Annotated in this window: 16 protein-coding genes; 3 read left to right on the top strand and 13 right to left on the bottom strand. The window is 59.6% G+C overall.

The genetic code is table 11. From position 1 onward, the window contains the following. Positions 1–106: 106 nt before the first annotated feature. The 3 genes from fis to prmA all read right to left on the bottom strand — a co-directional run bounded on the left by fis (position 107) and on the right by prmA (position 2,310). Complete coding sequence (fis, locus tag QMX78_RS09755; protein ID WP_057626401.1) at positions 107–379, bottom strand: DNA-binding transcriptional regulator Fis; 273 nt, start codon at positions 377–379, stop codon at positions 107–109. A 99-nt stretch (positions 380–478) separates the two neighbouring features. Beyond that, entirely contained in the window at positions 479–1,366 is an 888-nt protein-coding gene (locus tag QMX78_RS09750) for a DUF3426 domain-containing protein (protein ID WP_282268889.1), read from the bottom strand. 29 nt (positions 1,367–1,395) lie between these two features. Continuing rightward, complete coding sequence (gene prmA, locus QMX78_RS09745; RefSeq protein ID WP_282268888.1) at positions 1,396–2,310, bottom strand: 50S ribosomal protein L11 methyltransferase; 915 nt, start codon at positions 2,308–2,310, stop codon at positions 1,396–1,398. A 148-nt stretch (positions 2,311–2,458) separates the two neighbouring features. On the opposite strand from prmA, the gene QMX78_RS09740 reads away from it, so the two are divergent. The 3 genes from QMX78_RS09740 to QMX78_RS09730 all read left to right on the top strand — a co-directional run bounded on the left by QMX78_RS09740 (position 2,459) and on the right by QMX78_RS09730 (position 5,110). Next, positions 2,459–3,409: a hypothetical protein gene (locus QMX78_RS09740; RefSeq protein ID WP_282268887.1), complete on the top strand. Its 951-nt coding sequence runs from the start codon at positions 2,459–2,461 to the stop codon at positions 3,407–3,409. Further along, the gene (locus tag QMX78_RS09735) at positions 3,406–3,765 is read left to right on the top strand and encodes a hypothetical protein (protein WP_282268884.1); all 360 of its coding nucleotides are present in this window, start codon (positions 3,406–3,408) and stop codon (positions 3,763–3,765) included. The genes QMX78_RS09740 and QMX78_RS09735 overlap by 4 nt, the downstream gene beginning before the upstream one ends. 110 nt (positions 3,766–3,875) lie before the next feature. Then, a protein-coding gene (locus tag QMX78_RS09730; RefSeq protein WP_282268882.1) for an IS3 family transposase occupies positions 3,876–5,110 on the top strand; the annotation gives its coding sequence in 2 pieces (ribosomal slippage) (positions 3,876–4,227 and positions 4,227–5,110; 1,236 coding nt in all). A gap of 54 nt (positions 5,111–5,164) precedes the next feature. Here the strand turns inward: QMX78_RS09730 and mobQ are convergent. The 10 genes from mobQ to QMX78_RS09680 all read right to left on the bottom strand — a co-directional run bounded on the left by mobQ (position 5,165) and on the right by QMX78_RS09680 (position 13,759). Beyond that, positions 5,165–6,706, bottom strand: a complete 1,542-nt coding sequence (mobQ, locus tag QMX78_RS09725) for a MobQ family relaxase (RefSeq protein ID WP_282268880.1) — start codon at positions 6,704–6,706, stop codon at positions 5,165–5,167. Between the two features lie 224 nt (positions 6,707–6,930). Next, entirely contained in the window at positions 6,931–9,003 is a 2,073-nt protein-coding gene (locus QMX78_RS09720; RefSeq protein ID WP_282268878.1) for a hypothetical protein, read from the bottom strand. Positions 9,004–9,068: 65 nt separating this feature from the next. Then, positions 9,069–9,233, bottom strand: coding sequence for a hypothetical protein (locus QMX78_RS09715; protein WP_282268876.1), 165 nt, complete (start codon positions 9,231–9,233; stop codon positions 9,069–9,071). Between the two features lie 260 nt (positions 9,234–9,493). Beyond that, positions 9,494–10,330, bottom strand: a complete 837-nt coding sequence (locus tag QMX78_RS09710) for a hypothetical protein (RefSeq protein ID WP_282268873.1) — start codon at positions 10,328–10,330, stop codon at positions 9,494–9,496. 76 nt (positions 10,331–10,406) lie between these two features. Continuing rightward, positions 10,407–10,871: a hypothetical protein gene (locus QMX78_RS09705; RefSeq protein WP_282268872.1), complete on the bottom strand. Its 465-nt coding sequence runs from the start codon at positions 10,869–10,871 to the stop codon at positions 10,407–10,409. After that, the gene (locus tag QMX78_RS09700) at positions 10,864–11,325 is read right to left on the bottom strand and encodes a hypothetical protein (RefSeq protein WP_282268870.1); all 462 of its coding nucleotides are present in this window, start codon (positions 11,323–11,325) and stop codon (positions 10,864–10,866) included. Before QMX78_RS09700 ends, QMX78_RS09705 begins: the two co-directional genes overlap by 8 nt. Positions 11,326–11,423: 98 nt before the next feature. Further along, a complete protein-coding gene (locus tag QMX78_RS09695) occupies positions 11,424–11,654 on the bottom strand; it encodes a hypothetical protein (protein ID WP_134971706.1) in 231 nt (76 codons plus the stop codon). A 51-nt stretch (positions 11,655–11,705) separates the two neighbouring features. Further along, on the bottom strand, positions 11,706–12,779 hold the full coding sequence (locus tag QMX78_RS09690; protein ID WP_197594982.1) for a Shedu anti-phage system protein SduA domain-containing protein: 1,074 nt from the start codon (positions 12,777–12,779) through the stop codon (positions 11,706–11,708). Positions 12,780–12,816: 37 nt separating this feature from the next. Continuing rightward, positions 12,817–13,551: a hypothetical protein gene (locus tag QMX78_RS09685; RefSeq protein ID WP_282268862.1), complete on the bottom strand. Its 735-nt coding sequence runs from the start codon at positions 13,549–13,551 to the stop codon at positions 12,817–12,819. 61 nt (positions 13,552–13,612) lie between these two features. Continuing rightward, positions 13,613–13,759, bottom strand: coding sequence for a hypothetical protein (locus tag QMX78_RS09680; protein ID WP_282268860.1), 147 nt, complete (start codon positions 13,757–13,759; stop codon positions 13,613–13,615). Positions 13,760–13,817: the final 58 nt, after the last annotated feature.

The following is a 13,817-nucleotide window of genomic DNA, read 5'->3' as shown; positions in this document are numbered from 1 at the left end:
GTGCCGAGCCATGCTCGGCAAGGGGCCTTCCCAGCAATGCACGACGGCGGGGTTTACCGGTAACGCTTCTGCCGAGCATGGCTCGGCACTACAGGCAGCCCAGGGCTTACGCCAGCCCGTATTCCTTCAGCTTCTTGCGCAGGGTGGCGCGGTGGATGCCCAGCAGGGCTGCCGCGCGGCTCTGGTTGCCTTCGCAGTGGTTCAGCACTTCCACGAACAACGGGATTTCCATCTCGCGCAGCACGATCTCGTACACATCGTCGGCGTCGCAGCCGTCCAGATCGCGCAGGTAGCGCCGTACGGACTGGGCAACGTGTTCGCGAAGCGGCGGCTTCGGAGCGCCACGACTGGTGTCAGGACGGGTGGGGGCAGCGTTCAAGGAGAGTTCCCGGGTTCAGCAAGGTCGGGCGCGTTGGCCCGGCATGGGGGAGGGAGTCTAGCGCGTGGGCCGTCGGCCTGCCACGCCATTGTCCCGCGTTTACTGAAATTCGAAGCTGAAGGCGACCGTGGCAGCGGCCGGTTCGCGCAGCCGGAATGACACCTGCGCACTCTGCCCAGGCTCCAGTCGTGCCAACGGATCCGCGCCAGCGCCGAGGTATTCGGCCGGCTGCAGGGTACGCCGGCCGATCACCCTGCCATCGGCATCGGACAGTGACAGGCGCAGCGCAGGCCAGGCCTGTGCCCAGCGCGCATCATTGCGGAAGCTGGTCTGCACCTGCAGGGCGCCGGCCTGCCCGGGCACCGGGCGGATATCGCGGCTCAGCATGCTGAACGCGCTGGGCTCATGCCACGGCGGCAATGAGCAGCGCAGCACGCTGCACAGGCCGCTGACCAAGGGCCGGGTGCCTGCATCGGCGGCGAGTGTGGCGCGGTCGGCAAGAATGATCTGCAGGCCGAGCAGCAGGGCCAGAGCCAGTACCAGGCCCCATTGCCAGCGTGGCGTGTCGGCCGGCGGTGCCGCTTGCGTGCGGTTCGCGCGCGCGAAGCTGGGCGCTGGGACAGTGGGCGATGCGCTGTCTTCCGTTGGTTCCGTGTCCTCGCTGCCAGCGTTGCCGCTGATGACGGCCGCTTGCGGCAGCACCAGCTCGGGTTGCGCCGCTTCCAGCTGCGGTACTTCAGCGTGCTCGGTTACTACCCGCTCTGCCCCGGCATGCTCGAACTCGGCCTGTGTGACTTCAGCCTGCTCGACGTCAAGCTGCACCCGCTCGGCCTGATCCGCCGGCAAAGGCAGATCAAGCGCCAGCGTCGCCTGGGTGTCATCGCTCGTGACCGCCGCAGGCGCGTCTGGCTTCGGCGTACTCGGCTTGGCCGGACCTTGCAGGAAGGTGGCCAGAGAAGGCTGGGCAGGCGTGGTTTCGTCAGTCATGGCTGGGCTGGCTGAGGCACTGGCCCCATTCAAGCACGGCGCACGCCGGTGATGCGCATCCAGTCGCCATCCTGTGTGGCTTCAAGCTGGTCGAACCAGGCGGCATAGCGCTCCAGCAGTTCACCTTCCTGGCCGTGGAGGATGCCGGACAGGGCAATCTGCCCGCCAGCGGCGACACGCGCGGCCAGCAATTCGGCCAGTGCGTCCAGTGCCGAGGCCAGGATGTTGGCGACCACGATCGGGTAGGTGGCAACCGGCTCGTCTTCCGGCAGGTAGGCGGCGATATGCACGCCGTTGCGCTCGCCGTTGTCATGGGTGGCGATCAGCGCCTGCGGGTCGTTGTCCACACCTACTGCGGCGGCTGCACCCAGCTTCAGCGCGGCCAGCGCGAGGATGCCCGAGCCGCAACCGAAATCGAGCACGGTGTTGCCGGCGAGCTTGCCCTCGGCTGAGAGCTGGTCCAGCCAGCGCAGGCACAGCGCGGTGGTCGGATGGGTACCGGAGCCGAAGGCCAGGCCCGGGTCCAGCCGCACGATGGCGGCGTCGGCCGCCTGTGCCGCTTCCGGCAGTTCATGGTTCCACGGCACGATCCAGGTGCGCTGGCCGAACTGCATCGGCTGGAACTGGTCCAGCCAGGCGCGTTCCCAGTCTTCGTCCTGGACGGCGCGGAAACTGGCCTGGGTCCATTCCAGGCCCGGGTCGAACGACTCCAGTGCGGCCAGCAGCGCCAGCGCGTTGGTGTCGGCCGGGAACAGGGCGGTCAGGGTGAGCTCGTTCCACAGTGGGGTTTCGCCCACGCCTGGCTCCAGGATCGCGCGCTCGTTGCTGGTGTCTGCATCGGCATCGAGCATGGTCACCGCCAGTGCGCCGACGTCGTCGAGGGCGTTCTCGTAGCGGGGCTGGGTGGCTTCGGTGCAGCGCAGGGTCAGTTCGAGGAAGGGCATGGCGGCGTACGGCAACGGCGGGACAGGGCACGCATCCTAGACGAGGCTGACATCAATTGCGCGTTCAGCTGGCTGGTTCATCCGCCCCCGCGTCCAGTATTGATAGAATTAACGCCCTCTAAACTGGGTAACAGGCTGTCGCCTTTCCATGCTCGCGTTGCTGGCCAGAAAATCCTGGTATCTATTGGTGCTGCCTGCGGCGGTGCTGATGGTTGCCTTGGGTGTTCGTAGCGGCAACCTGCTGCATGGGGACACGGCGGAAGTTGCTGCAGTCAGTGGCGCCAGTGGCGCTGAAATGGGCGCGCCGACCTTGCGTGCGGCAACTGCGGTGCCTGAGCAATCCACCGCCGTGGCGGCGGGCTTGCCGCTTGACCTGCGCGCCGCCTTTGAAAACGGCAGCGATCTGTTTGCCTATGCCCGGCAGCTGCAGGCTGCGGCGGATGCGGGCAATGCCGAGGCCGGCTGGATGGCCAGCCGCATCTACGATTATTGCGGCGTGTTCGCGATGGATCCCTCGGGCTACTCGCTGGACAGCGCCGCCTTGCAGCGCATGGACCTGGATGTCATTTCCGCGATGCTGGCTGCCCGCGGCAAGGTGCGTCAGGGCTGCGCGGGCTTCACCGCTGCCGATGGACTGGGTCGCGCGCGTCTGCTGCAGGAGCGCCTGGCCTCGGCCAAGGCCGGTAACCTGGCAGCCGAGGCAGCCCTGTTGTCGATGGGTGAGCCGCTGAACGAGACCCCTGAATACCGCCGTGAGCTGGTGGAGCGGGTTCAGTCCTCGCAGGATCCGGAAGCCTTCCTGGCTATTTCCGGGGCGATGGGTAGCTCGGCCGCTGGTGACGACGCCTACAGGGGCATGGTTGCTGGCAGTCAGTTCAGTCAGTTGGCCTGGCAGGTGGCTGCCTGCCAGCTGGGTCTGGCATGCGGCCCCGGCAGTGCATTGATGGTGGCCTATTGCGCCAATGGCGGGATCTGTTCGCGTGATCCCCAGCAGGATTTTCAGTCATTTGTTTACGACGCTGCAGTTCCGCGGCAGGGCATTGAAAAGATGGACGAGATGGTCAATAGCTTGCGCAAAGCGCGACGAGGTGGGCAATGAATTACCGTCGTTTCATGCACGGTGCAAAGTTCTGGATCTGGGTCGTGTTGTTCGTGGCTTATTCGGCGGGGGCGGTCGGCGTGGTGCTGATCGATACCTTTGAAGATCGTTATCGAGCGCTGTCCAAGATCACGCTGACCACCGTCAAGTCCGACGCGGACCTGCGTCGTGCTGGCGCAACCCAGGCAGCAGCGGTGTACCGCGCGCAGAGTGGCATGCCGTTCAATACCTTGCAGCCGGGCAGCAGCTTCCAGATCGTCTGGCCGGATGGTTCGGTGGAAACGGTGACGGTGGTTGATCCGTCCTCGCCGTTGGGCACCGAGCCGCTCAAGGGTAGCGTGGTGGAGGCCGAGTAAGCCGGCGTTTCCAACAGGCACAAAAAAGGCGGGGATTCCCGCCTTTTTTTGTGCCTGTGACCCGTCCTGAATTGGGTTGACACCTTTTCCCTCTGGAGAAGGAATGTTCAATGAAATCAACAATCAGGCGCAGCCAGCGAGATTACTCGCTGGCCTTCAAATTGTCGGTGGTCGACCAGATCGAACGTGGGGAGCTGACCTACAAAAAGGCCCAGGAGCGATACGGAATCCAAGGGAGGAGCACCGTGCTGTCCTGGCTACGTCGCCATGGTCGGCAGGATTGGTCAGGTGGTGCATCATTTGCTCCCATGACCACATCACCCAAAAGCGCGGCGGCCAAGCCGCTGACTCCGGAACAACAGATCAAGGTCCTGCAGGTACAGCTGCGCGAGGCCAGCGAGAAAGCGCAGCTTTTCGAGGCGATCGTGGATGTGCTCAAGGAGGACTACGGGGTGCGGATCGTAAAAAAGCCTTCCGGCAAGTCCTCACGCAAGGGCGCCTCCAAGGGCTAAGCGTGGCAAGGGCTTGCCGACACTTCGGCATCAGCCGCCAGGCGTACTACCAGGACGGCCATCGCCAGCAACGGCAATTGGCCGAGGGCGCGCGGGCGATCGCTTTAGTGGGTGGCCATCGGGCGCGTCAGCCCCGTATCGGCACCCGCAAGCTCCACAGTCTGATCAGACCAGCACTGAAGACATCGGGGATCGCGATGGGGCGGGACCGCCTGTTTGGCGTTCTTCGTGATGCCCGGCTCCTGGTTCCGATGCGGCGGGCGTATCACAAGACAACCGACAGCCATCACCGCTTCCGGCGTCACCCCAACCTGCTCAAGGCTGGCGATGGGCGCGTAGTGCCCACTGGCAGCGAACAAGTGTGGGTAGCCGACATCACCTATCTGCCGACGCAAGGGAAATTCGTGTATCTGAGCCTGATTACAGATGCGTGGTCGCGGAAAATCGTGGGGTGGAGCGTGCATGACACGCTGCAGACCGAGCAGGTTGCCCAAGCGCTGCTGATCGCGCTGAAAGGTCGAAAAACGCGCCAACGGCTGGTCCACCACTCCGACCGCGGTATCCAGTACTGCTCGGACTATTACCAGAAGATCCACACTAAGCACGGCGTGATCTGCTCGATGACCGACGGCTACGACTGCTACCAGAATGCGCTGGCAGAACGGGTAAACGGGATCTTGAAAGGCGAATTCCTGCTGCATCGGCCCCGGGACTTGGCGCAGGCCCGGCAGATGGTGGCCGAGTCGGTGGCGATCTATAACGCCGAGCGGCCCCACCTGTCCCTTAAAATGCAGACGCCCGATGCAGTGCATCGGGCCTCCCTGGCCGCCTGACGGCGGCCGGATCGTCCGCCGTAGGTGTCAATGTATAGCAGGACGGGTCAGGGATCAGTGGAAGGTCGGCCCACGGGGAGCCGGCCGACGAGGAGCGGGCGCATCGCGGGACAAGGGCTGAGGAGCCGCTGGCTTCAGAGCTTGGCACTGTGGCGGAGATGGCATTGCCTCAAGGGCTTCAGCCTTCTTGGCGATGTCCGCGTCGATCAAGCCAATCTCTTGCTCCGATGCCCGCTCCTGCGCCAACTTCAACTCGGCTGTGCGCGTCTCAAGCACTGAGAGCCGCCGCCCTCGGCGCTGGGTCCATTCCGGATGCGAGTAACCGCTTGAACCCATCGGATAGTCGGCATTGAACCGCTCCCACTCTTGCTCGGCCATATGCCGCAACCTGGTTGCACTCTTAAGGTTCAAGAGCCTGCGAGCCCGGCTAATGATGAGGCACTTCAGGGCACGGACTTGAAGCACAGCCATGGTGATCCACTGCCGGAGTTCGACGCTCTCCCCTTGAGCTGAAAGCAGCCGCTGCGCCCAACTCAACCCAGCACGAGTCTTTTCCATGGCTAAGTCTGCCCTCGCCCTGGAAATCTCCTCAACGTCGCTCAACGCGTCCACAATCCTCTCAGCAAGGCTAACGGGGGTCCCATGGTCGGGTAGCCCGTGAGACGAAAGGAGCACATGCTGCAGGCGAACACCGGAGACCCCCTTCATTTCCATACCTACGGGCAGGCTGGCCGTATCGCTGTTGAACACCTGCCCACGGCGCGCCCCAGACTCCTGCCCAGCGGGTGGCACGGGCTTGCCCTCCAACCCGGCCTTGAGCACCAAGTAGTCATAGTGCTCCTGATTGTCTTCCGAAATCTGGTCGTTCGTCCTCGCCCTAGTGGTATCCACGCCTTTCCCAGCTAGAGCGGTCGCCCGCTTACCGAGGTGTTGGGTCGGCTCCCGGGAGAGCGCCGCTGCCGTCAAATCATCCCCTCGCTCCATCGCCGACCGGGCCTGTTCGGCCAGACTGCGGTGGTCGATGGTGTTCGTAAGGCCAGCCGCCTCCAAGTGGGCGTTCGTCGTCGCAGCGACCATCTCGCGGATCCACTGCACTTCCACTTTGCCAGACGGCCCAACGTCCAACTCCCTGGTTTTATCGCCAAATCCCTCTGAACCAATGCGACGCGTAGTCGCCAAGATATGGACATGGTGGTTGAGACCTTCGGGCGTCCCAGGGGAGTGGATGCTTGCTTGGACAGCGAATCCGTAACGCCCGACCAACGAGTCGGCGAGCACGAATGCCAGATGGGCGCGCTCTTCTTCGGACAGCTCGTGGGGCAAGGAGATCTCGAACTCCCTCGCCACGGTCGAGTCTTTCCGTCGCTCCGCAGCTTCCGCGACCGCCCAGAGCTCCCGGGGGTCCAAGGCCCACTCGGGAGCGTCTGGCGGGGCGAGGCAGAAGCTTTCGACGACACCGCTGCGGCGGCGGTAGTCGTGCTGCTGTCCTGTGAGCATGTCTGCGAGCAGCAGCCCGCCTCGGTAGGCGGCGGCCGCGACGGCAGACTGCCCCCGGCTGCGGCTAAAAGTCTTGATCGCGGTGTGGAAGATGGCCATAAAAACTCCTGTGAAGACAGGAGTCTTTATGGCTCAGCTTTGGCTTTTGGCAAGCCTCCACGAGGCTTGGGGTTCCAGGGGCGGAGCCCTTGGCGCACGCGTTCCGAAGGAACGCCTAAGTGCGCTCTTGCTTTACGCGCCTCAAACGTTCCAGAACACCGGATTCGATGCCGATCAAATAGAACGCGCCTTCAAAACGACAAGAACCCCAAGCTTTTGAATAATCACTCTTGACGGAATGAATCACCGACATGACCAAAATATCTGGTGAAACGGGAAACAGCGTTCCCCACAAGAGTATCCTTATCAGAATAATCACCGCTGTAGCGACCAGACTTACCGTTCACGACCCAGCACCCCCCATCCCCTCTTTTTATCTCACCGGCGATACGTGCTGGTTTCGACCCCGTTAGGGCAGGATGACCAATATTGGACTGGGCCTCCTCAATCCCTACAACTAGCGCACCCTCCTCATTCACAACCCAAATAAGAAGATTGCTACCGCGACCAACGAAGATCTCGTCCAAGGATTGATCTGACGGCTCGTAGAATACCCTTCTTGATGTATTGGCCGTCAATCTACCATCGCATATTTCAGGCGCCTTGAGATAAGTTGGCGCACGCAATGGCCCAAACTTGCTGTCGAGATACTCTGCAATACCTGAAACTCGCGGAATAAAATGCCTAACGAACGAATCAAACAGCGCCGAATCCCCTAGCTCTTGTGCGTACTTATGCTGCACGGTGGCGGCCTGACGCAACACCTCAACGAATTCAAATCCGTCTTGGTCATAGATTATGGCCGAAACCGCATCACCCTGAGGAATATCAGTCGCATCGACCATGACCCGAAATAGGCGACGCCCTGCGCTCTTCAAATCAAGACACCATTGATATCGAGCAAAGTTCTGAGTCAAGAATGCCAATCTATTTTTTGAATCACTCAATGAGCGACTTGACTGGTCCATGCCAACGACACGCCGCATGCGCATGTCCTTGCGGAACTCCGCCTTAATATCGTTTATTGAACTCAAAGTGACTTCGGCCGTAAACTCTCCGGCTTCAAGAGGTGCACCAGAAACCACCCCCACCATCTTTGTCAGTGCCACGCCCAGCTGCCTCACAGCATCGGCAGACACGCGTATGTTGCGGGGAGTGGCTGCAATCAGAGTCGTGGGCACAAGAACTTCATGGGCGCGCGCCCAGCCGCCAGGGCCCTTGTGCTGAAGCTCAAGAACTACTCCCTTGTCCGAGCCGCCATTATGCGCGGAAAATTCTTCCAGTTTATAGGCGCCCTGGGGAGCCACGACAGCGCGAGCGAAAGGCCCGGTGCGATCATCATGCAAATATAACGCCGCGCCCTCACCAATCCTGCCAGCCTTGTAGCCAACAACGGTTACGGCGTGGCCACCAACATCTTTTGCCAAGCGCTCGCCTCCCGGATCCTCACCGTCCTCCGAGAAAACCTTACCCACCTGACAAACCAAAATCAACGGGTAGCCACTATCTACATAGGATTTAATCGTCTCGATTAACCATGAAGCATCCCCACCAGGAGCTTTGTGTGCGTGATGACGAAGTCCCCTAACATCAAGGGCACGCAAAATTTGCTTGTTGGACAACTCTTTGTTTGGGAAGCCATTGTTGGACTGAGGAATGAAGTTAATGGCATCAGTCGTAATCTGACTAAGCGAAGGAATTTCCGTTACCGGGAAAAATCCACTCGCGTGGAGCAATGACCAAATCGCAGTCGTTGCACATGCCGCCACAACCTTATCTTGCTCTTGGAACGCAATAGAATCGACCTTAAGCGACATGCCGAACAGCGACACACGATATTCGCGCGTCAGCAGATGTCTGCTGCCCGACTGACCTTCGCTTTGCGGATACCCTTTTAGACACATGCGACCAATGAAGGTTCGAGGCAACGGACGGACCACGATAAAACCGAGATAAGACTCTTCAATAGACTTCTGCTCCTTTTCATCCGCACTACCCGACACCACCGATTCTATTACTGCGTGGTTAACCGCCCGAGCGAAGAAATGAAGTCGCGCACACATATGCCCCCGATTGCTAAACTGGCGGGCATAAAACTTGGAAAAATCATCAAGATAATCCCGATCAACATACTGGGACTCAAGCACTACTGACTCTGCACCAAGATCAGCCAAGTATCGATAAATATAGTCGACCTGCGGTTTAGTCAAAATATCAGGAAAATCAGATCCAAAGCATTCCTTGACCAGGTTGCTCAAAGCTTCTTTTGCGAACTGTGAAATAAGAAAGGGAATCATCGTCGATCCTTGACCCATTAAAAAAGCAGCCCCAAGGCTGCTTTTGTTTCGTCACTGAAATGTCTTTAGAGACTGCAGGTATACGCCAGCACCTCCGCGGTGACGGCACGCTGCCGCTCTTGGCGCTCGAACTCCTCATTCGAAAGCCTGATTGCCTCCCGCAGCGCAAGAGCTGCATCGGCGTCGAACACCGTGTTTTGGGCAGAAGCAACGAGCTCTTCGAATGTCATGATCCGATCCTTGAGTTTGTGTGAACTACAAACCTTCAATCATATCTCACTTCAAACGGAAATGCAACCGCTAGGCCAGAAGTTGCTAGTCGACCCTTCCTCCCTAGCACCCTCCGTCAACTTCAGCATTCGCCCCGCCCCCCGGTAGCTCCACTTCGTTTTAGGATATGCCGCAAAATCGCCCGGGAAGTTGGCGTCATTTCAACAATCCCAGTATATAAAAGGCCTTCGGAAACATGCAACTCCTTTCCAGAATGAGGTCAGCCGTCACCTCCAGCGCTATCCTTCCTGTCAGCCAAGGCAAAGCTTGCGAAGTTCAGCAGAGAAACCGCCCTCAATGCGTTCGTCTCCGAACCATAGTTGTAGTCCATCCCATGAAGAACTTTGTGCCGGTTGAGACCTGAGAAGTCCGCAGGAAGGCTATCAGTGGAGGACAAAAGGGGTGACTGGGTGCGAAACACTTCCCAAAGGTGGCGGTTAAGATCATTCGCCTCCAGGCCGTCGATCAGCCCGCCGATTCCCTTGGTCTGTCGAGCACTGTACAACTGCCTCCCCCGCATATCTTGCGCGATGCCATCGGCCTGGGTGAGCATTACTGGGATGCTCAGCAGGTAGTTCCCCAAACGGTGCGCGTTGAACGCTGCCGCTAAGACGTGCGCCCTCTTTGGGTGGAGGCCGAGAAGACGCTCCTCGATCACATCGAGGTTCTGCCGAAAATATTCTTCAAGCTCCGCACTGGCTTGATCAGCTGCTCCGCTCTCGAACGCATCATTAAGCGAGCGAATGCCCGTCAGTGGCATCTCGGGATCGATATACCAGCCATGCTGAGCCAGTCCCAACAGCTGGCTCTGGAACCGATTAGGGAACTCCGCAACCGAGATGAGCGTCTTACGCAGGCTCTCGAGCATCTCCTTGGTCGCAGGGCTCTCAGACCAGGCGCTGAATCCAGTTCGAAAACGCTCCAGATGATCGTGAAGTTGTTTCTGGACCCGCAGCGCGGGCTCAGTCGCCGTCTTCAGCTCCTCGGTCCAGCTTCGGTAAGCTCTGAACAAATCCTCAAAACCGTCGAATGGGCTTTTCGGCGACTCCGTCATCATCTTTACTCCGCACTGAGGGGAAACGGTCGCACAGATGCAAAGTCGCCATCTATTGCAAGGACCCAAGCCTAAGCTTTCACTGGCTCTCTCCAAACATTCGAGAGACCCAGCTCATCCATCCCGACTCCGAATAGCCGGCAGACGCCCTGAGGCCACTGCCAGCTGGGTGGACGGTCAACGAAGCAAGCTCATCTCGGGATTGTAGAAAGAAAGGCCCATTCACGCCCATCACAAAGTGGTCTCCCTGGAGGGCGTCACAGTGGGAACAATGGTTGGCCCAATAGTTGACGCCGGCAGTCTGCGACCGGCCGATACGTAGGAGTGGTGCGGCCTGGACGACGAACGCCTCGGCGGCTGCGTCCAACGATTCGACATATTGCAGGACAGCAGCATCAGCAACCTCCAGTTCGCCCTCCTCATCGAACTCTGTGAGGCGAGGCACCCAGATGGCAGTGACCAGGGTTCCTGAGCCACATTTCCAACAAGCCATGGAAGCTTGGAGCAAAGCAAAGCTAGGCGCTTTGAGGTTGAAGTCAGTCATGGCCAGAATCCAGATAGTCTCCACGGTCCCAAGATCGGTAGCGCCAAGGGAGGACATCCTCCAAGGCCGTTATCCGCGGCTCTGGCATCAGTGATAGCGCACGTGCGCCCGAAAGCAAGCGCTCGATGCGGTCGTTGGGAACGAATAGCCATGGCTGAAGCGTCCAATCAAGGGGGATACCACAGTCCCGGGCCAACGCCTCCTTTAATCCAAGCCAATGCTGGTCCCAGCTCTTCAGGCGGTTCAACAATGCAGGCAAGCGAACCGCATAAGAGATTTCGCAAAGGTAAGCCGCTCGGTCACGAACACTCACAGCCACCGCGTCGCAATACCAGTGAGGCCCACTGGTATCAGGATTGCTGCCAGGGTTCAGTTGGATGCAGCACTGCGCATTGATGAACAACCGCCGGTCTGCCCGGAGAAAGTCCAGCACTACGTTCTCGAAATGATCCATCTCTCTCCCCCTAAGCCCGTGGCAGAGCGCCCCCTTTGATACGAGAACGGCGGGCTGCCTTCAGGGCAGCCACATCCCGTTCTTCTCCTCCGGGCAGCCTAGGTTCTCCGCTGGACCACAAAGACTAGCCCGGCGCTCTTCAGCCTGCGCCGCAGGTCTTCCACTTCTTCCAGACCCGGCTTGTTAGCAAACTCCAAGCGAATATCCGCGTCCTCCAGTCCTGGAATAGTCAAATATTCCTCGAACGAGATGTATGGAGTCGAGCCCAACTCCGAGCTTCCCTCGCATACTTTTAGATGAGGGGTATCTTTGTAGACTGCAACGCTCATCTCGACGTCCTTCGTGGCGGGTTGGGAAATCTCTTTATACCTGGTCATGGCCTACCAGGGAATGTCGTCGTCGGGTTCGACGGCCTCGACCGCCGCAGCTTCAAGGCCCGCCGTCGGCACCATCATCTCTATCAACCGCTCACCCTGAGCCAGGAGGTGGTCGTAAGTGATGACCGTGATTCCATGCATACGCCGATTGAGGCCGTGAAGTGCTCGCTGCTGCTCATCCGTCCAGTCATGAGAGCGTCCAATGACGATTGTGGCCCTGGGGTGGTAAGCCACTACCTCTTTGTGGTCAACCAATCCCTTGTCTGCGAAGTCATGAAGCATGTCGAGGTAACGGTGGCACTGGCCAATGGCCTTCGATACGTCCGCAGAGAAGTAGTAGTTCTTGTGCGCCCTGTCATACAGCAGCACATCCATGTCCGGCCGCTTCAGCTCGACGATGTCTCGATACCCAGCAATCACGCTAGGCAACATCAAGTCGATGTTGTCTCCTGTGGTGATTGCCCTCACCTCGTCCCTGACCACGTAGGCGTTCCCAAAGGCCCAGCAGTGCCTTTCGCACCAAGATTGGTAGACCTGCTCAGCCGACTCACCACGGCCCAAGGTGGACCGTAGCTCAGCAACCGCTGAGCGCATCTCATTGAGCCGAATGGATCCCCGAAGCGCCTCGGTCAACTCATGTGTCAGCTCAGTGCTGGCCAAGTGCTTGACCAGCTCTGCTTGCGACAACACCTTGGTTAGCGCGCCGACCAAGGATTGCGGGTCATGCCCGGTGAGGTCGACGGTTCCGTTCGCCGCCCTGATGAGAATGAACTCCCCTGCTTCAGATTGCTGGGCCAAAGGCAGGTGAGTCTGAAGGTATTTGAACAGCTTGAGCGTGGAGGTCTCGGTCAAGGTGATGGTCTTGATCGGATCCTCCTCCCAGGGCGAGGCTTTGGTCTTCTTGAACCCCTCGAGCTTTATAGAGAACTCGGTGTGGCTAGTGTGAGGAATCAGCCACCCGACCACGTGCAGCTTGGTCCTCGTGTTCTCGTTGAGGACAACGACAGGGACATAGTCCAACTTGCCACTCTGAGCAGTTTTGCGGACCACTTTTGACACTTCGGCTGATTCACTCATGCACTAGTCCTCGACCCAAAAGCCACTCTGACCACTCTCAGGGCTGGCACCGCAGGGATGCTAGGTAACGCAGTGCTCCGGCCCTGTCCTGCCACGTGTCCACATTCCAAGAGGGATGATAGACCCAGGTCATGAGCGCTGAGCCCCCGACATAATCCAGCGACCACACATCTCGGTTTTCAAGGTATCGCCTTTTGCTGTCGCCACGGTTCACCTGCTCCGCCACAAATGGAGGAATGCCCCCCTCGCGGCGGCCATGCCGAAGGAACCGCCAAGTGGTCCTGCCCAGGACGAGGACAACAGTTGGCCTAAGAACCGGCAATATCGCCCCGACCAGCACGTCACCACCCTTCCTCAGCGCCTCATTGCGGGGGCGGTGATTGGCCTGGGAGCCGGCGAAGGCTTGAGACAGGTTGGCGAAGGCTACTCGCCGCCATGCGTCCGCAGCTTCCAGCGGTTGGAAGTCTTGTCGCGCGGTGAGCACCAGGTCCAGCGCCCTGAAGAAGGGACTATCCTCGCGTTCCCGGACCGGCTCTGCCATCCCCCGGAAAGTATTTCGAGTGAAGGACCGGGTCACATCAAGTGAATCGGCCACCCCCTCCTTCCGGTAGTGCGACTCCCCCAACAGCAGGATCCGCTGCCCGTTCATGCCATCCCAGTAAAGGTCACCGCAATACGGGAGGAATCGAACTTCATCGGTCCACTCGTGCTTGTTCAGATCTGGTGTTGACTCACCGCTGGATGACGATCGAAGCGACGCAATCCCTGTCATCTTGGCTCCCTTGCCCTGTGGTGCGATAGAAGCCGGCACCGACTGGTGCCGGCCCTTGAAACTACTTCTTGCTCTTCTTGCCCTTGTCCGGGGCCTGACTCAGAGCAGAGCCCGCCGCCGTCTTGGATTTACTGCCGGTTCGATCGTCACGCAAAACTGCACTTGCGGCCTTCGCCGCCTTCGGGCTCGTCTGCTCGTTCTTCGCCATAACGTCTCTCCTAGCCACTACATGTGGCAGCCGGATGATAGGAAAAGCACTGGTTACG

The organism is Stenotrophomonas sp. PS02298 (assembly GCF_029959445.1).
Classification (GTDB): Bacteria; Pseudomonadota; Gammaproteobacteria; order Xanthomonadales; family Xanthomonadaceae; genus Stenotrophomonas.
This window is presented reverse-complemented; position numbering and strand designations above follow the sequence as displayed.